The organism is Streptomyces sp. NPDC004539 (assembly GCF_040610055.1).
Lineage (GTDB): Bacteria > Actinomycetota > Actinomycetes > Streptomycetales > Streptomycetaceae > Streptomyces.
Genome location: NZ_JBEXLS010000003.1, coordinates 194,779 through 214,238, shown reverse-complemented (window position 1 = coordinate 214,238; position 19,460 = coordinate 194,779). Strand labels below are relative to the sequence as shown.

Genomic DNA, 19,460 nt, shown 5'->3' with positions numbered 1-19,460 from the left:
AGCGCATCGCAACGGGGTTGAGGGCGATTGTCGGTGACGGGCGGCAAGCTGGAGGGCACGACGAGACCGACCAGCCGACGCCGACCAGGGGAGAGCCGTCCGATGCCCACCACCGCCGTACTGACCGACCGTGAACGCGCCGCCGTCCAGGCGTACTTGAGGCTCCTGAACACCGTCGCCGCCGCGTACGACGGCGAGGTGCGCGTCGTCCCCGCGTCGGTGCTGGCCGAGGCGGAGGAGGCGCTGGGCGCGGCGGGCCTCACGGGCAACGAGGCGGAGTTCTTCCGGCTCGTCCGGGGCTGGTGTCCCTGATACGCGCGGGGCCGGTGCCCCCGGTGGTCACGCGGTGCGCGGCACCGTGATCGCCGTGGCCAGGAGTCCGTCGGCGACGGTCCAGTGGCCCTCGAAGCGGGTGACCTCCCGGCCGTCGACCACCGGCCCGGGGACCAGGAGGGTCGCCGAGAGCGTGCCGAAGGCGTGGTCGACGGGGGTGAGGACGATGTCCGCCTCGGCGAAGTCGAGCCACTTCGCGGTGAGCGGGAACCACGCCTTGTAGACGGACTCCTTGGCGCTGAACAGCAGCCGGTCCCAGTGGACGCCGGGGTGCCCGGCGGCGAGCGCGGCGAGCCGCTCCTCCTCGGCGGGCAGGGCGATCGCGGACTGCACGCCCTCCGGGAGCCGGTCGTGGGGCTCCGCGTCGATCCCGAGCGACGCCAGCTCCGTACCGCGTACGAGGGCCGCCGCGCAGTACCCGGCGCAGTGGGTCATGCTGCCGCGCAGCCCCTCGGGCCAGCCGGGCGCGCCGCGCTCGCCCGGCAGGATCGGCCGGGGGGCGACGCCGAGCTTCTCCATGGCCTGCCGGGCGCAGGCGCGCACGGTGGCGAACTCGCGGCGCCGTTTGTCGACCGCGCGGGTGATCACCGCGCGCTCCTCGGGGAAGAGCCCCGCCTCTGCGGCCGGATCGGCGGCGGCCGGGCCGATCGCCTCCACCGCCGCCACCGACGCGGGCAGCAGCCGCTCGATCACCGGTTCTCCCCCTCCGTCAGTGCTCGTCCGCCCGCTCCGCCGGCCGCGGGCCCGTTCACGCGTCCTCGCCCTTCGCCGGCAGGATCAGCCGCGGACGCCCCGGAGGCTGCTGGCGCTTCTTCCACTCCCGGGGGTAGCCCACCGAGACCTCCTCGAAGCGGACCCCTTCGTGCCACGTCGTGCGCGGGATGTGGAGGTGGCCGTAGACCATGGCGGCCACCGGGAAGCGGCGGTGCCAGTCGGCGGTCAGCGTCGTCCCGCACCACATCGCGAACTCGGGGTACCACAGGACGTCGGTGGGGTGCCGGTCCAGGGGGTAGTGGTTGACGAACACGACGGGCAGGCCCGGCGGCAGCTCCCGCTCCAGACGGCGCAGCGTCAGCTCCACCCGCTCCCGGCACCACGCCTCGCGGGTCGGGTGCGGGTCGGGGTGCAGGAGGTACTCGTCGTTGCAGACGACGCCCGTGCCGTGCGCGTACTCCAGGCCCTCCTCCTTCGTCGCCGAGCCCGCCGGCAGGAACGAGTAGTCGTACAGGAGGAACAGCGGGACGATCACGGCCGGGCCGCCGGGGCCCTCCCAGACGGGGTAGGGGTCCTCGGGGGTGACGACGCCGAGGTCGCGGCAGACGGAGACGAGGTGGTCGTAGCGTTCGGCGCCGCGCAGGGTGACCGGGTCGGAGGGGTGCGTCCACAGCTCGTGGTTGCCGGGTGCCCAGACGACCTTGCGGAAGCGGCTCGCGAGGGTCTTCAGGGTCCAGTGGATGTCCGCGACGTTCTCGGAGACGTCGCCCGCGACGAGCAGCCAGTCGTCGTCCGTGTCGGGGTGGAGCTCCTCGACCAGGGCCCGGTTCTCGGGGTATCCGATGTGCAGGTCGCTGATGGCCACCAGTCGTCCGGCTCCCCCGGCCGTCGTCGTCACCGCGCGCCCCCGCTCCCTCTGGTCCGGCACTCTCCAAGGTCACCACGACAACACATTCGGCGCGCCGCGACAAGGGCGGACCCCCGCCGCGGGGCACCCGCCGGTCACCGCCGGGGAATCCGTAACACGCGTGTTGCACGCGGGACCCCTCTCAGGCCGTATGATCGCCCCAACACCACCGCCATGAACTTCCCTTCGCGCAGGGCGGTTTGGTGTCCCCCAAACTCCCTTGCCCCGGGTCGGGCCCGCTTTGCCCTGCCCGCGAACCTTGAAAGGCGGCCTCGCATGGTCTCTCGCGTACGCGTCTGGCTCAACCGCACGTACGCGGAGAACGTCTTCTTCATGGATCAGCTGCGGAGAAATCCCAGCGACCGCGCCGTGGAGATCCATGCGACGCACGGCGACGCCGACTCCCCCGTACTGGCCGCCGCCGACACCGCCGACCTGGAGCCCGAGGGCCTCTCCCCCGCGGCCTACGTCGAGTTCGCGCTCGACCAGTGCGCGCGCCGCTCCATCGACGTGTTCGTGCCGCGCCTGCACCAGTCCGCGATCGTCGAGCACCGCGCCGACTTCGAGGCCGCGGGCACCGCGCTCCTCGCCCCGACGCCGCAGGCCGTGGCGGTCTTCGAGGACAAGATCGTCGCGTACGAGGCCGTGCGTGCGATCGGCGTGGGTGTGCCGCCGTGGTTCCGGGTCCGCAACGCGGAACAACTCGTCGCCGCTGTCGACCGGTTGGAGGCCGACGGCTACAAGGCGTGCTTCAAGCCGGCGTCCGGTGCGGGCGGGGTGGGTTTCCGCGTCGTGACGCGCGCCCCCTTCTCGCTGAACCACCTCAGCGGGTTCCCCTCGCCCTACGTGCCGCTGGACATGGTGACGGCGGCGCTGGAGGAGGCCGACGAGGAGGTCGACTGGATCGTCATGCCCCGGCTGGAGCAGCCGGAGGTGTCGGTGGACTGCCTCACCGGCCCCGACAACCTGGTCCGGATGGCGATCGGGCGCACGAAGAACGGGCGCCGGCGCGGGTTCACGCTGGACGACCGGTGGCTGGAGCCGGCCCGGCGGATCGCCGAGGGCTTCGGGCTGCACTACCTGTCCAACATCCAGTTCCGGATGTTCGGTGACGAGCCGGTCCTCATGGACGTCAACAGCCGGCCCGCCGGCGGGCTGCACCAGCTGTCGCTGTGCGGGGTCAACGCCCCCTGGGCGGCCGTGCAGCTGGCGCTGGGCGAGGACCCGGGCGAGATCGCGCCGCCGTTCCTCGGGCAGGACTACACGGTGGTGTCCGGGCCGCGTCCGCTGCGTCCGGTGACGCTGCCCGCGCAGTGGTCCGAGGAGCCGGTGCTCGCGCCGGTGCAGTCGCCTGCCGCGCCGGTGGAGAGCGAGTCCGTGGCGACCACGCTGGCCTCCGAGGCGGGCGCGCCCGCGTAGTTCGCCGGTATCGGCCCAGGTCACGGGCGTGAGTGACCCCGTCTCCCTCAGTTTTCGCGGCAGCCGCGAAAACTGGGGGAGATTTTTTTGTCCGGGGGTGTATCAGGGGGTGGGGTGGGTGCTCTTACTGATGTGGGCGCAAGGGGCTCGACTGGGGGAAGAGCCGGCGTTTCCTGGGGGAAGCACCACAAGGGGGAAGCACCACCAGTTCCGCGGAACTCACGGGGGACCGAACGGGGTACGGGAGTCCGCGGAGCGATCGGGGGATCGGGTCGGTCGGCCGCTGTCACGGGGAGCGACCGACCGACCCGAATGACGTCCGGGGCTCAGAAGCGCCCCGCCCCCCGGTACAGCTCCAGTTCCCCGTCCAGCTCCAGGGCGAGGACAGTCGCGTACGGATCGAGATCCGCCTCCTGAGGCCGGTCGATCCACAGCACGCCCACCGCGTCGTGCAGCCCGCCGACCACGCGATGCCCCAGCTCCGTCCCGGAGCCGACGACCCGCACGCTGCGCACCCCCGTCGCGAGCCCTCGTACGCCGATCTCCGCGCGCGGCGCGTCGAAGAGGACGAGGTAGAGGGTGCGCCGGTCGGCGGAGAGGGTGCTCGGCCCGTAGTGGTGCCCGGCGGGCAGGCCGCGGCCGGTCCCGTACACCGCCTCCTCGTGGCGGCGAATCCACTCCCCCAGCCCTTCGAGGCGCTCGGCCTGCGGCTGGGGGATCGTGCCGTCCTCCATCGGGCCGACGTCCAGGAGGAGGTTGCCGCCCCCGCCGATCGTCTCCGTGAAGTAGCGGATCAGCTGGGCCAGTGACTTGTGGTTGTCGTCGTGGTGCTGGTAGCCCCACGAGTCGTTGATCGTCAGGCACAGCTCCCACGGCCCGTCCGGCGGGACGATCGGGGCGCCCTGCTCGGGCGTCGCGTAGTCGCCCTGACTGAGCATCCGGGCGTTGAAGACGACGTCGGGGACGTACGAGCGGATGAGCGCGGCGAGTTCGGGGATGCGCCACTGCTCCTCGCTGCGGTCCCACTCGCCGTCGAACCACATCAGGTCGGGCCGGTAGCGGGACGCCAGCTCCCGGATCTGGCCGTCGCGGTAGGCGATGAACCTCTCCCAGGCCGCCAGGTCCTCGTCCTCGGCGGAGCACTCGGAGTAGCGGTTGTCCTCCTGCTCCGGCGGGCGGCCCGGCTTGCGGGTGGAGGCGTAGTCGGGGTGGCTCCAGTCGGAGTGCGAGTAGTAGAAGCCGACCTTGAGGTCCTTCTCCCGCAGCGCGTCGGCGTATCCGGTGAGGAAGTCCCGGTCGAGGCCCAGGTGTTTGTGCTCGGTGTCCCACATCGCGACGCCGTCGTGGTGGCGGCTGGTCAGCACCGCGTACCGGGCGCCGGCGCGGGCGAACAGGTCGGCCCAGGCGCGGGGGTCGTACTTCGAGGCGGTGAAGCGGTCGAGCTGGGAGAGGTAGCGGTCGTAGGGGACGATGTCGTCGTAGAAGGACCAGGACTCCTGGACGCCGTCCACGGCGTAGATGCCCCAGTGGACGAAGATCCCCAACTTGGCGTCGGTGAACCAGGGTTGCATGGGCACGGCTGAACTCCTAGGCCACGTAGGGGTGTTGGGGGAGTCCCGTGGGACGGGCACCGCCGAGTGCCCGTCCCGCGGGGGTCATGCGCGCCGCAGGCGCAGGGTGAGGATCTGGAACGGCCGCAGCTCGACCGCCACCGACCCGTCGGCCGCCAACTCGGCCTCCTCCTGCGGCCGTTCGAGCAGGTCCGTGATCTGCGCGCCGGCGAGCGCCACCGACGTCCGCAGCACGCCCCGCGCCCGGCCGCCGCTCGACTCGTAGAGCCGGACGACGAGGTCGCCGGAGGAGTCGTCCGCGAGCTTGACCGCCTCGACGGTGACGCCCTCGCCGTCCACGGAGACGACCGGGTCGGCCGCGCCCGTCGACTCGGCGAGGCGCAGCGGCAGGTTGAGGGAGTAGCCCTCGGCGACCGCGTCGGCGATGCTCGCGCCGGGCAGCAGCGAGTAGGTGAAGCGGTGGCGGCCCTGGTCGGCGCCCGGGTCCGGGATGCGCGGGGCGCGGACCAGGCTGAGCCGGACGGTGGTCGTCGTGCCGCCGTCCTCACGGACCGTGCGGGAGACGTCGTGGCCGTACGTCGAGTCGTTCAGCACGGCGACGCCGTAACCGGGTTCGACGACGTGGACCCAGCGGTGGCCGGAGACCTCGAAGCGGGCCGACTCCCATGTGGTGTTGGTGTGGGTGGGGCGCTGGATGTGGCCGAAGGCGATCTCGGCGGAGGAGTGCGGGGCGCGGATGTCGATCGGGAACGCGGCCTTGAGGATCTTCTCGGCCTCGTGCCAGTCGATGTCCGTCTCGACGTCGATCCGGGAGCTGCCCGCGCGGACGGTGACCGTCTGGACGATCGTCGACCCCTTGCCGAAGGACCGCTCGATCCGCACGGCGCCGATCAGCGGGTCCGCCTCGACGACCGCCACCGAGTCCGCGTCGAGCAGGTCGGTGTAGCGGTTCTTGTAGTGCTTGTCGATGTCCCAGGCGTCCCAGTAGTTGGGCAGGTCCGTGTGCAGGCGCAGCAGGTTGCCGGGCTCGGCGAGGACCTCGCGGCCGGCGCCCAGGTCGTACACCGACTTCAGCGTGCCGTCCTCGGCGAACTCGACGCGGACCAGGCCGTTGTCGAGGGTCAGCCCGTCGACGGTCACCGGGTGCGGGGCGGCGGCGTCCGTCACCGGGGCACTGCCGTTCGCGGCGACCTCGACGTAGGCGCGGGTGCCGTCGGGGGTGCGGACGACCTCGGCGCGGTCGTAGGGGCTGGTGTTGAAGACGCGCAGGCCGCCGTGGCCGAGGGCGTCGATCGCCTCGGCGGTCAGCTCCTCCAGCTCCTCGGCGACGCGGGCGTACTCGGCCTCGGCCTCGCGGTGCACCCAGGCGATGGAGGAGCCGGGCAGGATGTCGTGGAACTGGTGGAGGAGGACCGTCTTCCAGAGGCGGTCGAGCTTCTCGGCCGGGTAGGTGTAGTCCGGGGCGTGCAGCGCGGCCGTCGTCGCCCACAGTTCGGCCTCGCGCAGCTTGTGCTCGCTGCGCCGGTTGCCCTGCTTGGTGCGGGCCTGCGAGGTGTAGGTGGCGCGGTGCAGCTCCAGGTAGAGCTCGCCGACCCAGACGGGGGCGTCGGGGTACTCGGCGCGGGCCTTGGCGAAGAACTCGTCGGGGTGCTCGATCTCGACCTTGGCGGAGCCCTCCAGGTCCTTCAGGCGCCGGGCGCGCTCCATGATCTCGCGGGTAGGGCCGCCACCGCCGTCGCCCCAGCCGAAGGGCGCCAGCGAGCGGTTGGCGTTGCCCTTCTCGCGGTACTGGCGGACCGCGCGGGACATCTCCTCGCCGCTGAAGCGGGCGTTGTAGGTGTCGACGGGCGGGAAGTGGGTGAAGATGCGGGTGCCGTCGATGCCCTCCCACCAGAAGGTGTGGTGGGGGAAGGTGTTGGTCTGGTTCCAGGAGATCTTCTGGGTGAGGAACCACTCGTTGCCGGCGAGCTTGGCGAGCTGCGGGTAGGCGGCGGTGTAGCCGAAGGAGTCGGGGAGCCAGACGCCCTTGGTCTCGATGCCGAAGTGCTCGATGAAGAACCGCTTGCCGTGGATGAGCTGGCGGGCGACGGCCTCGCCGCCGGGCAGGTTGCCGTCCGCCTCGACCCACATGCCGCCGACGGGCGCCCACTGGCCCTTCTTCACGGACTCCTGGATGCGCGCCCACACCTTGGGGTAGTTGTCGCGCACCCACTCGTACTGCTGGGCCTGCGAGCAGGCGAACACGAACTCCTCGTACTCGTCCGCGAGGGAGGTGACGTTGGAGAAGGTGCGGGACGTCTTGCGCTTCGTCTCGCGGATCGGCCACAGCCACGCGGAGTCGATGTGGGCGTGGCCGACGCCGGAGACGATGTGCGCGGAGGCGTTGGCGGGCTTGGCGAGGACCGGCTTGAGCACCTCGCGTACGGCCGCCGCCGACCCCGACACGTCGTCCAGGTCCAGCGCGTCCATCGCCCGGTCCAGCGCGTGCATGATCTCGTGCCGGCGCGGCTCGTGCTCGCTCAGCTCGACCATCAGCTCGCGCAGGACCTGGACGTCGAGGTCGAGGTGCCAGACCTCCTCGTCGAGGACGGCGAGGTTCGCGTGCCGGAAGGTGTAGAGCGGCTTGTCGCCGGCCGTGAGGATGTCGCCCATCGGCGTGATCTTGGAGAAGTTGTCGGCGAGGATGTCCGGGTTGGACGCGGCCTCGACGAGGTAGTCGATCTCCTCGCCGCCGACGGCGGGGTTGGCGACGGCGACGTACTGGTTGAGGGGGTTGACGGCCTTCAGGGGGGTGCCGTCGGTGAGGTGGACGAGGGCCTCGGCCTGGTTGCCGGGCCAGTCGCCGACGAAGCCGAGGTCGATGACCGACTCGACGCGCCGGCCCGCCCACTCGGCGGGGACGGTGCCGCGCATCCGGAACCAGGTGGTCCCCCACGGCGGGCCCCAGGGGGTGTCCATCTCGAACGGCTCGTAGGAGGCCGCGGCGGCCTCCTCGAAGGAGACCGGCTCCCCGGGGGCCTGCCATGCCTCGACGGCGAAGGGGACGGTCGCCGCGTAGATCGCGGGCTTGATGCGCTGGGTGTGGAGGCGCTCTACGCGCTCCTCGATCCGACGGCGTTCGTCGTGCATGAGAGGTCTCCAGAGAAGGATGCCGGGACAACCGTGGAAAGCGCTTTCTAGGCGCTTCCCGCCGGGGAGCTTACTTGAGGTAGTCGAGGCCCGGGTGGACGGACGTGTAGCCCTCCACCAGACGCCGGGCGACATTGACCGAGTCCACCAGCGGGTGCAGCGCGAACGCCTTCACCGCGGTCGTGCGGGACCCGGACTCGGCGGCGGCGAGGACCTCGCGCTCGACGGCCTTGACCGAGCTGACCAGGCCGACCGCGTGGCCGGGCAGCGGGGCGACCGAGACCGGGTGGGCGCCGTTGGCGTCGACCAGGCAGGGCACCTCGATCACCGCGTCCGTGTCGAGCACGGAGAGGGTGTGGCGGTTGCGGACGTTGAGGATGAGGGTCGTGCGCTCGTCGCGGGCGATGGCCCGCATCAGGGCGAGGGCGACCTTCTCGTAGCCGCCGGAGAGGTCGTCCTCGTCGCGCTCGCCCGCGCCGGCCGACTCGCGGTTCTCGGCCATGTACGTCGCCTCGCGCTCGGCGCGCGTGCGGTTCCAGGCGTCGAGGGCGTGCGCGCCGGGCGCCGCGACCTCGTCGTAGAACCGCGCCTGCTGGTCGCGCAGGAAGGCGCCGCGGGTCTTGTCGGCCTCCTGGTAGGAGCGGACGGCCTCGCGGTTGAAGTAGTAGTAGTGGAGGTACTCGTTGGGGATCGCGCCGAGCGAGGCGAGCCAGTCGGTGCCGAAGAGCTTGCCCTCCTCGAAGGAGCCCAGCAGATCGGGGTCGGCGAGGAGGCGGGGCAGCTCGTCGCGGCCGGCGACCTTGAGGCCGCGGACCCAGCCGAGGTGGTTGAGGCCGACGTAGTCGATGTACGCGTCGTTCGGGTTCGCGCCCAGCACCCGGGCGATGCGGCGGCCGAGGCCCACCGGGGAGTCGCAGATGCCGATGACGCGGTCGCCGAGGTGGCGGGACATCGCCTCGGTGACCAGGCCCGCCGGGTTGGTGAAGTTGATGACCCAGGCGTCGGGGGCGAGCCGGGCCACGCGGCGCGCGATGTCGACGGCGACCGGGACCGTGCGCAGCCCGTAGGCGATGCCGCCCGCGCCGACCGTCTCCTGGCCGAGGACGCCCTGGTCGAGGGCGACCCTCTCGTCGTTCGCCCGGCCTTCGAGACCGCCGACGCGGATCGCCGAGAACACGAAGTCGGCACCGCGCAGGGCGTCGTCCAGATCGGTGGTCGCGGTCACGGACGGCGCGTCCGGGACGCCCGCGGCCTGTTCGGTGAGGACGCGCGTCACCGCCCCGAGCCGTCCCGCGTCCAGGTCGTGCAGGACGACCTCGGTCACCCGGCCCTCGCCGCGGTCGCCGAGGAGCGCCCCGTACACGAGCGGCACCCGGAACCCGCCGCCGCCCAGAATCGTCAGCTTCACGCTTGCGCCTTTCCTGCCACGATCACCTCGACGCCCGCCTCTCCCAGGGAGGAGCGGGTCACCGGGTCGACCGGGGCGTTCGTCACCACCACGTCCAGATCTTCTGGACCGCAGACCTTCGCCATGCCCGTGCCGGGGAACTTGGCCCGGTCGGCGAGCAGGACGACCTTGTCGCTCGCCTGGATCATCGCGCGCTTGACCGGCACCTCGACGACGGTCGTGTCCATCACCTGTCCGCCGGGGCGCACTCCGCTCGTGCCGAGGAAGAGCCAGTCGGCGTGGAGCTGGCGGAGGTTGTCCTCGGTGAGGAAACCGACCAGGGAGCGGTAGTCGCGGCGGACCACGCCGCCGAGCAGGACCAGCTCGATGCCCTCGTCGTCGGCCAGCTCCTCGTAGACGACGAGGTTGCTGGTGATAACGGTGAGGCGGCGGCCGTGCAGCTGCCGGGCGAGCCGGTAGGCGGTGGTGCCGATGTCGAGCAGGACCGACTGGCCGTTGCCGATCATCGACGCCGCGCGGGCGGCTATCGCGTCCTTTTCCGTGACCCGGACCTCGGCGACCTCGGCGAAGGGCTGGTCGCCCTCCTCGGCGACCGCGCCGCCGTGGACCCGGGTCAGCAGGCCGTCCTCCTCCAGCTTGACCAGGTCGCGCCTGATCGTCGCGGGACTGACTCCGAGCTGCTCGGAGAGGTCGGTGACAGCTGCCGGGCCGCCGGAGCGCAGGGCCCGGAGGATGAGTTGATGTCGTCGTTCTGCCAGCACGACACGAACACTACTCGTCATCTTCAATCAAATCCATGCTCATTTCTGCTCGACTATTGACCAGATCTGGAAGAGAGCGCACGATTCCGTGCACCGAATGTGAACAGTTCTGAAGAACGTTCCGACGAGAGGCGCCACCCCGTGGACGACACCCCCCGGACTCCCGACGTCCTGCTGACCGGGCTGCTCTTCTACGACCTCGTCCTCACGGGCCTCGGCAAGCCGCCCACGCCCGGCGAGGAGGTCTGGACGGCCGGCATGGGCTGCGGCCCCGGCGGCATCGCGAACCTCGCGGTCGCCGCCTCCCGCTTCGGCCTGCGCACCTCGCTCGCGACGGTCTTCGGTGACGACTTCTACGGCGCGTACTGCCGGGAGGTGATCGCCGGGCAGGAGGGCGTCGACCTCTCGCTCTCCCGGACCGCGGAGAACTGGCCGACGCCGGTGACGGTGGCCCTCGCGCACGGCGACGACCGGGCGCTCGTCACCCACGGCCAGGAGCCGCCGTACTCGCAGGACGCGCTGATGGCCGACCCGCCCGCCGCGCGCACCGCGCTGGTCCATCTGGAGGCGGAGCCGCGCGAGTGGATCGCGAAGGCCGCGGCGAACGGCACCAAGGTGTACGCGGACGTCGGCTGGGACCCCACCCAGGAGTGGTCGAGCGATCTGCTGGACCAGCTCGCGCTGTGCCACGCGTTCCTGCCGAACGAGACCGAGGCGATGGCCTACACCCGCACGGACAGCGCGGTCGCGGCGCTCGGCACGCTCACCGAGCTGGTGCCGGTGGCGGTCGTGACGCGCGGCGGGGACGGCGCGGTCGCGGTGGACCAGACGACCGGCGAGTACGCGGAGGTCCCGGCGCTCCCGGTGGACGTGCTGGACGCGACGGGCGCGGGGGACGTGTTCGGCGCGAGCTTCGTCGCCGCCTCGCTCGGCGGGTGGCCGCTGGAGGAGCGGCTGAAGTTCGCGGTGCTGGCCGCCGGGCTCTCCGTACAGCATCACGGCGGTGCGCTCGCGGCCCCGGGCTGGTACGGCGTGGACCGCTGGTGGCGGTCGGTGACCGATCCCGGGCTGCGGCACGCGTACGGCTTCCTGACGGACCGGCTGCCCGCCGACCCGGGACGGCCGGTGCGGTACGCGCCGGTGACTCCTCCGGCGCGGCTGCCCTGAGGAACGCGGGGCCGCCCCGAGGGTGAGACGAAGCCCCCTGTGAAGTCCCCGTGGCCCCCCTGAGACCCCCCTCCCCCCACGCCCCAGTAATGCCCCCTGCTACTCCAGAACAGATCCGAAAGGCGGTGGGAGCTGTGCGGCTCTCACGAAGAGGTCTGCTGCGCGCGGGCCTGGCGACCGGTGCCGCCGGTGCGCTCGGCGGCCTGGCGTCCAGTTGCGCGGTACCGGCCGGTTCGACCGGGAACAACATGGTGCTGTGGTACTGGAACGGCGGTCTGAGCGACACCGTCGTGAAGAACGCCAAGAAGCGCTACGGCCCGGCGGTCGACCTCAAGGCGATCCAGATCGGCGGCTACTACCGCTCGAAGCTGATCACCACCATGGCCGGCAAGGCCCACATCCCCGACATCGCGGGGCTCAAGGGCGAGGACATGGCGTCCTACCTGCCGAACGCGGACCAGTTCGTGGACCTGCGCACGCTCGGCGCCGACAAGCTGAAGAGCCAGTACCTGTCCTGGAAGTGGGACCAGGGCGTCGCCGACGACGGCTCGATGATCGCCTTCCCGATCGACTGCGGCCCGGTCGGGCACTTCTACCAGCCGGCGGTCTTCGCGAAGGCGGGCCTGCCCTCCGAACCGGCTGACGTGTCGCGGGAGATCGCGACCTGGGAGCAGTTCTTCGCGGCCGGCGAGCAGCTGAGGAAGCGCCTCCCCGGCACCTACCTGCTGACCGACATCACCAGCGTCTTCACGATGTCGATGAACCAGGGCACCAAGCAGTACGTCGACAAGGACCGCCGTTTCATCGGCGACGAGGACCACGTCCGTACGGCGTGGGCGCGGGCGGTCGAGGCGAAGAAGCGCGGGATCGTCTCCAGCATCGTCAGCGGCACCCCGGACGCGCTCTCCGCGCAGGAGGACGGCAAGCTCCCGTCGAACCTGAACGCCTCCTGGGCGAGCAGCGACCTCAAGCAGGGGGTGCCGAAGACCGCCGGGAAGTGGCGGGTGGCCGCCTGCCCCGGCGGGCCCTCGAACATCGGCGGCTCGTTCCTCGCGATCACCAAGGAGTGCCGGGAGCCGGAGAAGGCGTTCGAGATCATCACCTGGCTGCTGAACGCCGAGAACCAGGCGCAGGGGTTCGTGGACGCGGGGCTGTTCCCGTCGACGCCGGCGTCGTACGCCATGAAGAAGCTCACCGAGCCCGACCCGTTCTTCGGGGGGCAGGTGACCATGGACGTCTTCGGGCCGGCCGCGCAGAAGATCCCGGTGGCCTACAACAGCCCGTTCGACATCGCGCTGGGCCAGCCCCTCAAGGACGAGATCAAGAACGTCGGCGTCCTCGGCAAGAACCCCGAGCAGGCATGGAAGGACGCCATGAGCAAGTGCCGCCGTATCGCGAAGCACCTGGGGGTGAGCTACTGATGGCCACCGCCCTGGACAAGCCGCCCGTGAGAGTCGCGGACGATCCGCGCAACCGGCCGAAGAAGGGCTGGCGCAAGTACTGGCACCTGTACGCCGCGATCTCGCCGTTCTACCTGCTGTTCCTCGGCTTCGGGCTGATCCCGGTCGGGTTCTCGCTGTACGTCTCGTTCCACCGCTGGGACGGCCTCGGAAAGATGGAGTGGGCCGGGCTCGCGCAGTACCGGTACCTCATCGGGGACACGGACTTCTGGCACTCCATCGGCACGACGATCATCATCTGGGCGCTCGCGACCTTCCCGATGATCTTCCTGGCGATGGTGACGGCCGTGATGCTGAACTCGGCCGTCCGGTTCAAGAACGTGTACCGGTTCGCGTACTTCCTGCCGAACGTGACCTCGGTGGTCGCCGTCGCGATCATCTTCGGGTCGGTGTTCTCCACCAACTTCGGCCTGATGAACGCCCTGTTGCAGGCGGTGGGGCTGGACCAGATCGCCTGGCTGAACACGCCGTGGGGCATCAAGGTCGCCATCGCGACGCTGATGACCTGGCAGTGGACCGGCTACAACGCGATCATCTTCCTCGCCGGGCTCCAGACGATCCCGAGTGAGCTGTACGAGGCGGCGAAGGTCGACGGGGCGAACCCGTTCCAGACGTTCTTCAAGATCACGCTGCCGATGATGCGGCCGGTGCTGCTGTTCGTGCTGGTCGTCTCGACGGTCACCGGGCTCCAGTCGTTCTCCGAGCCGCAGGTGCTGCTCCAGTCGGCGTCCAACGACTCGCAGTACGCGGGCGGCCCGGGGCACTCGGGCCAGACGATGGTCCTCTACTTCTTCCAGCAGACCTTCGACAACAACGACTTCGGCTACGGCGCCGCCGTGGCGTGGGGCATCTTCCTCGTCGTCATCATCTTCTCGATCGTCAACTGGCGCCTGGTGCAGCGCCGGGGCGAAGACTAGGAGCCGCGCGCCATGTCATCCATCAAGGGCTCCCGCAGGCGCGGGATCGCGCTGCACGCCGTGCTGGTCGTCGGGCTGCTGCTGTCGGCGTTCCCGTTCTACTGGGCCGTCATCATGTCGACCCACACCTCCTCGGAGATCTTCTCCTACCCGCCGAAGCTGCTGCCGGGCTCGCACTTCGGGGAGAACGTCCGCAATCTCCTCGACTCGATCGACTTCTTCGGGTCGATGTGGAACTCGCTGCTGGTCGCGACGAGCGTGACCGTGCTGGTGCTGTTCTTCGACTCGCTGGCCGCGTTCGTCTTCGCGAAGTTCCACTTCCCGGGCCGCAGGCTGATGTTCGCGCTGCTGATGGTCATCTTCATGGTGCCGGCGCAGCTCGCGGCGATCCCCCAGTTCGTGATCATGGCGAAGCTGGGCTGGATCGGCTCGATGACGTCGCTGATCGTGCCGGCCGCCGCGAACGCGTTCGGGATCTTCTGGATGCGCCAGTACATGCAGGGCGCGATCCACGACGAGCTCCTCGACGCCTCCCGCATCGACGGCGCGAACTTCATGCGCCAGTACTGGCACGTCGCGCTCCCGGTGGTCCGTCCGGGGCTCGCGTTCCTCGGGATCTTCACGTTCATGGGCCAGTGGAACGACTACGCCTGGCCGCTGATCGCGCTCACCAACCCCGACAACGTGACGCTCCAGGTCGCGCTGTCGCAGCTCAACGGCAGCCACGGCACGACGGACTACGGGATGGTCATGACCGGCGCGCTGCTGGCGCTCGTCCCGCTGCTGATCGTGTTCGCGATCGGCGCCCGCCAGATCATCGGAGACCTAGCGAAGGGGGCCATCAAGTAATGGACCCGCTGTCCGTCCTCCGCCCCTGGGAGTCACCCGAGGTGACCTCCTGGGGGCGGTCCCCCATGTCCGCCGTCGACCGCCGGGCGAACGCCCTCCCGCTGGACGGCGAGTGGCGCTTCCAGCTCCTGCCCGCCCCGGACGCGCCGCTCGGCGACACCTGGTCCACGCAGACCCTGCCGGGCGCCTGGACCATGCAGGACACCGGTGACCTGCCGGTCTACCTGAACGTCCGGATGCCGTTCCCGGACGTCCCGCCGGCCGTCCCCGCCGCGAACCCGACGGGCGTGTACGAGCGGGTCGTGGACGTCCCGGCGGACTGGTCCGGCAAGCGGATCACCCTCCAGGTGGGCGCGGCGGAGAGCGTCCTGCTGGTCCACGTCGACGGGCGTGCGGTGGGCCTGTCGAAGGACTCGCACCTCGCGGCCGACTTCGACGTCACGGACCACGCCCGGCCCGGCGAGCCGATGCTGGTCCGCCTCACGGTCGTCAAATGGTCGGACGCCACGCACATCGAGGACCAGGACCACTGGTGGCACGGCGGGATCACCCGCTCCGTCCTCCTCTACGCGACCGACCCCCTGCACCTCGCCGACGTCGGCGTGCGCGCCCGCGCCGACGGCACGCTGCGCGTCGACTGCCAGGTCCGGCACACCGCCGGGAACCTGCCGGACGGCTGGTACGTCACCGGCGAGCTGGACGGCGTGCCGCTCGACCGGGACACCGCGCTCGACCGGTTCAACGAGGAGGACGGCCGCGTCTCCGACTTCCTCGGCGAGGCCCGCCTGACCACCGAGGTGGCGCGGGTGCGGCCCTGGAGCGCCGAGACGCCGGTCCTGTACGGCCTGGTGGTACGCCTGCACCGCGCCGACGGCTCCGTCGCCGACGTCTCCCGGCACCGGGTGGGTTTCCGGGACGTCGAGATCGCCGGCCGGGATCTGCTGGTCAACGGCGCGCGGGTGTTCCTGCGGGGCGTGAACCGGCACGACTTCCACCCGCTGACGGGCCGGACGGTGTCGTACGAGGACATGCGGGCCGATCTCGCGCTGCTGAAGCGGTTCAACTTCAACGCCGTCCGCACCTCGCACTACCCGAACGACCCGGCGTTCTACGACCTCGCGGACGAGCTGGGGATCTACGTCGTCGACGAGGCGAACATCGAGTCGCACGACCACGCGCACGAGATCGCCGACGACCCGCGCTATCTGAACGCGTTCGTGGACCGGGTCTCGCGGATGGTGCTGCGGGACCGCAACCACCCCTCGGTGATCGTGTGGTCGCTGGGCAACGAGTCGGACTACGGGGCGAACCACGACGCGGCGGCGGGCTGGGTGCGCCGCAACGACCCGACTCGACCGGTTCAGTACGAGGGGGCCGCGAAGCTGGACTGGGCCGCTTCCTCGGACGCCTCGGACATCGCCTGCCCGATGTACGCCTCGCTGGACGAGGTCGTCGCGCACGCGCTGTCGGGGACGCAGACGAAGCCGCTGATCTGGTGCGAGTACTCCCATGCCATGGGCAACAGCAACGGCACGCTCGCGGACCACTGGGCCGCCATCGAGTCAACGCCGGGACTTCAGGGCGGGTTCATCTGGGAGTTCTGGGACCACGGAATCCTCCAGCGTGTGAACGACGGACGACCGGCCGGGCGTGGGGGCGCCGGGCTCTACGAGAGCGGCGTCGCCGGACCCGGCCACCGCTGGGCGTACGGCGGTGACTTCGGCGAACCCGATCACGACGGGGCGTTCATCGCGGACGGCGTCGTCCTCCCGGACCGGACCCCGAAGCCGGTGATGTTCGAGCACCGGGAGATCGCGGCGCCCGTACGGCTGGCTCCGGCGGGCCATGACAACGTCGTCATCTCCAACCACCAGCACTTCGTGGGCCTGGAGTGGCTCACCGGCGAGTGGCGGCTCGCGCTCGCCGACGGCACCGCCCTGACGGCACCGGCGAAGCTGCCGGAGCTGGCGCCGGGTGAGTCCGCTGCCGTGCCCGTGCCGTTCGAGGTGCCCTCGGACGGCGGGGAGGCGTGGCTGACCCTGCGGGTGACGACGGCGCAGGACCTGCCGTGGGCGCCGGAGGGGACGGAGATCTGCGTGCCGCAGGTGCGCCTCCGGGAGCCTGTGGCGGGCGGGGAACCGGTCGTCTCGGGGAGCGTGGAGGTCGACGGCGACGGGCTGCTCGTCCACCCGCTGCTCGCCTCGCCGCCGGTCCTGTCCCTGTGGCGGGCGCCCACCGACAACGACGAGCTGGGCGGCATCGCGGCGCGCTGGCGGAGCTGGGGGCTCGACCGGCTGGTGCGCCGGCTGGTGTCGGTGCAGCGGGACGGCGCGAAGGTCGTCGTGGACGCCGAGTACACGGGCACCGAGGGCGTCGTACGGCACCGGCAGATCCTCACGCCGGTCGCGGGCGGCGTCCACGTCGACGAGTCGGCGCAGGTGCCCGAGGCGTTCCACGACGTGGCGCGGGTCGGGACGGTCTTCGAGACGGTGCCGGGCCCGGAGCTGCTGGAGTGGTTCGGGCAGGGCCCCTGGGAGTCGTACCCGGACCGCGCGCACGGCGCCCCGGTCGGCCACCACGCGGCGTCCGTCGCCGCACTGTTCACGCCCTACCTGCGCCCGCAGGAGAGCGGCGGTCTGCACGGCGTACGGCGTTTCACCCTGTCCGCGCCGGACGCCACCGGGCTCGCCGTCACGCTCGACGAGCCGCGCCAGGTCTCCGTCACGCGTCACCGCGCGGACGATCTGACGGCCGCCGCGCACCACGACGAACTCGTGCCGCGCGCGGGCTGCGTGGTGCACGTCGACGCGGCGCACCGGGGGCTCGGCACGGCGTCGTGCGGGCCCGACACCTTCCCCTCCTATCTGGTCGCGACGGGCTGCCATCACTGGAGCTGGACCCTGCGCGCGCTGTAACCCCCCACTCCCCTGTCCTGGCACCACTCTTCCCGCACCACCCGGAGCACCTGTGTGTACTTCGCATGCCCATGACTCTGACGGCCGGGAGCCCTGCGAGGCTCCCCAGGCCGGTGCCGGACGGCGCGGTTTCCTGCGGGCGACGGCGCTGCTCGGCGCCGCCGCCACCGCGGGCGTAGCCCTGCCGGCCGGCACCGCCTCCGCCGCCACCGAGAAGGTTCAGGCTTCTTGGCGGCCCGACGCGAAGAGCCGTCGGTTCACGCTCGCCGTGATGCCCGACACGCAGTACCTCTTCGACGGGCCCAGCATCGACGCGAAGCCCGTCGAGGCGTCCCTCAAGTACCTGCTGGAGCACGGGAAGGACGAGAACATCGTCTTCCTGTCGCACCTCGGCGACCTCACCCAGAACGGGGCCGCCGCCGAGTTCTCCGCGATCGGCGACGCGTTCAGGCTGCTGGACCGCAAGGGGGTCGGCTACAGCGTCCTCGCCGGCAACCACGACGTGAAGTCCTCGACGACCGACCAGCGCGGGGCCTCGCCCTACCTGGACGCGTTCGGGCCGAAGCGGTTCGCGCCCAAGTCCACGTTCGGCGGGGCCTCTTCGGACGGGTACAACACGTACCACGTGTTCGGCGCGGGCGGCCGGGAGTGGCTCGTCCTCGCGCTGGACTGGCGGCTCTCCGACCAGGGGTACGCGTGGGCGAAGGACGTCCTCGCGAAGCACCCGAGGACGCCGGTGATCCTCACGACGCACGAACTCGTCGTGGACGACGACCAGTTGTCGGCGTACGGGCAGCAGTTGTGGGACCGGCTGGTCAAGGACCACGACCAGATCTTCCTCACGCTGAACGGGCACTACTGGCCGGCCGGGCGGGCGACGCGCAAGAACAGCGCGGGAAATGACGTCCACCTGCATCTGACGAACTATCAGAACCGGTACTTCGGCGGCGCGGCGATGATCCGGCTGTACCGCTTCGACCTCGACCGGAACGTCATCGACGTCGAGACGGTGTCGCCGTGGATTCTCGGGCGGGCGAAGAAGGGGCTCAACGAGTTCGAGCGGCAGGAGATCGAACTCAGCGGTGACGCCGACCGGTTCAGCGTCGACATCGACTTCGCGGCGCGTTTCGAGGGCTTCGACCCCGCGCCGGTCCGGGCGGCGCGGCCGGTGTCCGAGGTGCTGCTGCGGGGGACGGTCGCGTACTGGCGGTTCGACAAGGCGGTGTCCGGCGGCACGGTCCGCGACCTGTCGGGCAAGGGCAACGACCTGACGCTGGTGAGCGTCGCGGGCGGGGCGCTCGGCTGGTCCGCCGACCACCACCCCGACCAGCCGGGCCACGGCAGCCTGGAGTTCCAGGGGTTCAAGTCGCCTTTGAAGGGGGCCTACCTGAAGACCGTGGACTCGGCGCCGCTCAACAAGGCCGTGTTCAGGAACGGTTACACCATCGAGGCGTTCTACCGCCTCCCCGCCGACTGGGACCCCTCGCACCACGCGTGGTCGGGCATCGTCGGCCGGACCGGGACGGGCGGGGCCGCCGGGAAGACCGGGGACGACCCGGACGAGCCCCTCGCGACGCTCTCGCTGTCCAACGACCGTGAGCCGCAGTGGGCGATGCGCCCGCTGAACCAGGAGGGCATCGCCACCAACTGGGGCCAGCAGACACCGCTGGAGACCTGGTGGCACGTCGCCGTCGTGAACGACGGGAAGCACACCACGCTGTACGTCGACGGCTGCCCGGTCGTCCGCAACCCCAAGGCCGTCTCGACCGGGATCACCTCCGTCGGGCTGCCGTGGCTGCTCGGCGGCTACGAGTACGCCGGGAAGATCGACCAGATCCTGCACGCGCGCCTCGGCGACGTCCGGATCACCGAACGGGCGCTGCCCGTCACGTCGTTCATGAACCACTGAG

General features: G+C 71.0%; 14 protein-coding genes. 8 read left to right on the top strand and 6 right to left on the bottom strand.

Annotation, left to right across the window (positions count from 1 at the left end):
- The first annotated feature begins 102 nt into the window (after positions 1–102).
- Positions 103–312: a hypothetical protein gene (locus ABZX85_RS07540; RefSeq protein WP_355863451.1), complete on the top strand. Its 210-nt coding sequence runs from the start codon at positions 103–105 to the stop codon at positions 310–312.
- 27 nt (positions 313–339) lie between these two features.
- Here ABZX85_RS07540 and ABZX85_RS07535 read toward each other — a convergent pair whose 3' ends face one another.
- Entirely contained in the window at positions 340–1,026 is a 687-nt protein-coding gene (locus ABZX85_RS07535; protein ID WP_355863449.1) for a 4'-phosphopantetheinyl transferase superfamily protein, read from the bottom strand.
- Positions 1,027–1,081: 55 nt separating this feature from the next.
- Positions 1,082–1,945, bottom strand: a complete 864-nt coding sequence (locus tag ABZX85_RS07530; protein WP_355864149.1) for a metallophosphoesterase — start codon at positions 1,943–1,945, stop codon at positions 1,082–1,084.
- Positions 1,946–2,230: 285 nt separating this feature from the next.
- Here ABZX85_RS07530 and ABZX85_RS07525 point away from each other — a divergent pair, with 285 nt between their 5' ends.
- Entirely contained in the window at positions 2,231–3,373 is a 1,143-nt protein-coding gene (locus tag ABZX85_RS07525) for an ATP-grasp domain-containing protein (protein ID WP_355863447.1), read from the top strand.
- A gap of 326 nt (positions 3,374–3,699) precedes the next feature.
- Here the strand turns inward: ABZX85_RS07525 and ABZX85_RS07520 are convergent, their stop codons facing one another.
- The 4 genes from ABZX85_RS07520 to ABZX85_RS07505 form a co-directional block, all read right to left on the bottom strand.
- Positions 3,700–5,004 (bottom strand): alpha-L-fucosidase, encoded by a 1,305-nt coding sequence (locus tag ABZX85_RS07520; RefSeq protein ID WP_355863445.1) that lies wholly within the window; start codon positions 5,002–5,004, stop codon positions 3,700–3,702.
- Positions 5,005–5,028: 24 nt separating this feature from the next.
- A complete protein-coding gene (locus tag ABZX85_RS07515) occupies positions 5,029–8,073 on the bottom strand; it encodes a glycoside hydrolase family 38 C-terminal domain-containing protein (RefSeq protein ID WP_355863443.1) in 3,045 nt (1,014 codons plus the stop codon).
- Between the two features lie 70 nt (positions 8,074–8,143).
- The gene (locus tag ABZX85_RS07510) at positions 8,144–9,481 is read right to left on the bottom strand and encodes a 6-phospho-beta-glucosidase (protein ID WP_355863441.1); all 1,338 of its coding nucleotides are present in this window, start codon (positions 9,479–9,481) and stop codon (positions 8,144–8,146) included.
- Positions 9,478–10,242 (bottom strand): DeoR/GlpR family DNA-binding transcription regulator, encoded by a 765-nt coding sequence (locus ABZX85_RS07505; RefSeq protein ID WP_355863439.1) that lies wholly within the window; start codon positions 10,240–10,242, stop codon positions 9,478–9,480. Before ABZX85_RS07505 ends, ABZX85_RS07510 begins: the two co-directional genes overlap by 4 nt.
- 141 nt (positions 10,243–10,383) lie before the next feature.
- Between ABZX85_RS07505 and ABZX85_RS07500 the strand changes: the two genes are divergently transcribed.
- The 6 genes from ABZX85_RS07500 (at position 10,384) to ABZX85_RS07475 (ending at position 19,459) form a co-directional block, all read left to right on the top strand.
- Positions 10,384–11,409 carry a carbohydrate kinase family protein gene (locus ABZX85_RS07500; protein WP_355863437.1) on the top strand — a complete coding sequence of 342 codons (1,026 nt, stop codon included), beginning with the start codon at positions 10,384–10,386 and terminating at the stop codon, positions 11,407–11,409.
- Positions 11,410–11,543: 134 nt separating this feature from the next.
- The gene (locus tag ABZX85_RS07495) at positions 11,544–12,830 is read left to right on the top strand and encodes an extracellular solute-binding protein (RefSeq protein ID WP_355863435.1); all 1,287 of its coding nucleotides are present in this window, start codon (positions 11,544–11,546) and stop codon (positions 12,828–12,830) included.
- Complete coding sequence (locus ABZX85_RS07490; protein WP_355863433.1) at positions 12,830–13,786, top strand: sugar ABC transporter permease; 957 nt, start codon at positions 12,830–12,832, stop codon at positions 13,784–13,786. The genes ABZX85_RS07495 and ABZX85_RS07490 overlap by 1 nt, the downstream gene beginning before the upstream one ends.
- 12 nt (positions 13,787–13,798) lie before the next feature.
- Positions 13,799–14,635 (top strand): carbohydrate ABC transporter permease, encoded by an 837-nt coding sequence (locus ABZX85_RS07485; RefSeq protein WP_355863431.1) that lies wholly within the window; start codon positions 13,799–13,801, stop codon positions 14,633–14,635.
- Positions 14,635–17,550, top strand: coding sequence for a glycoside hydrolase family 2 TIM barrel-domain containing protein (locus tag ABZX85_RS07480; protein WP_355863429.1), 2,916 nt, complete (start codon positions 14,635–14,637; stop codon positions 17,548–17,550). The genes ABZX85_RS07485 and ABZX85_RS07480 overlap by 1 nt, the downstream gene beginning before the upstream one ends.
- A 52-nt stretch (positions 17,551–17,602) precedes the next feature.
- Positions 17,603–19,459: a LamG-like jellyroll fold domain-containing protein gene (locus tag ABZX85_RS07475; protein WP_355863427.1), complete on the top strand. Its 1,857-nt coding sequence runs from the start codon at positions 17,603–17,605 to the stop codon at positions 19,457–19,459.
- Position 19,460: the final 1 nt, after the last annotated feature.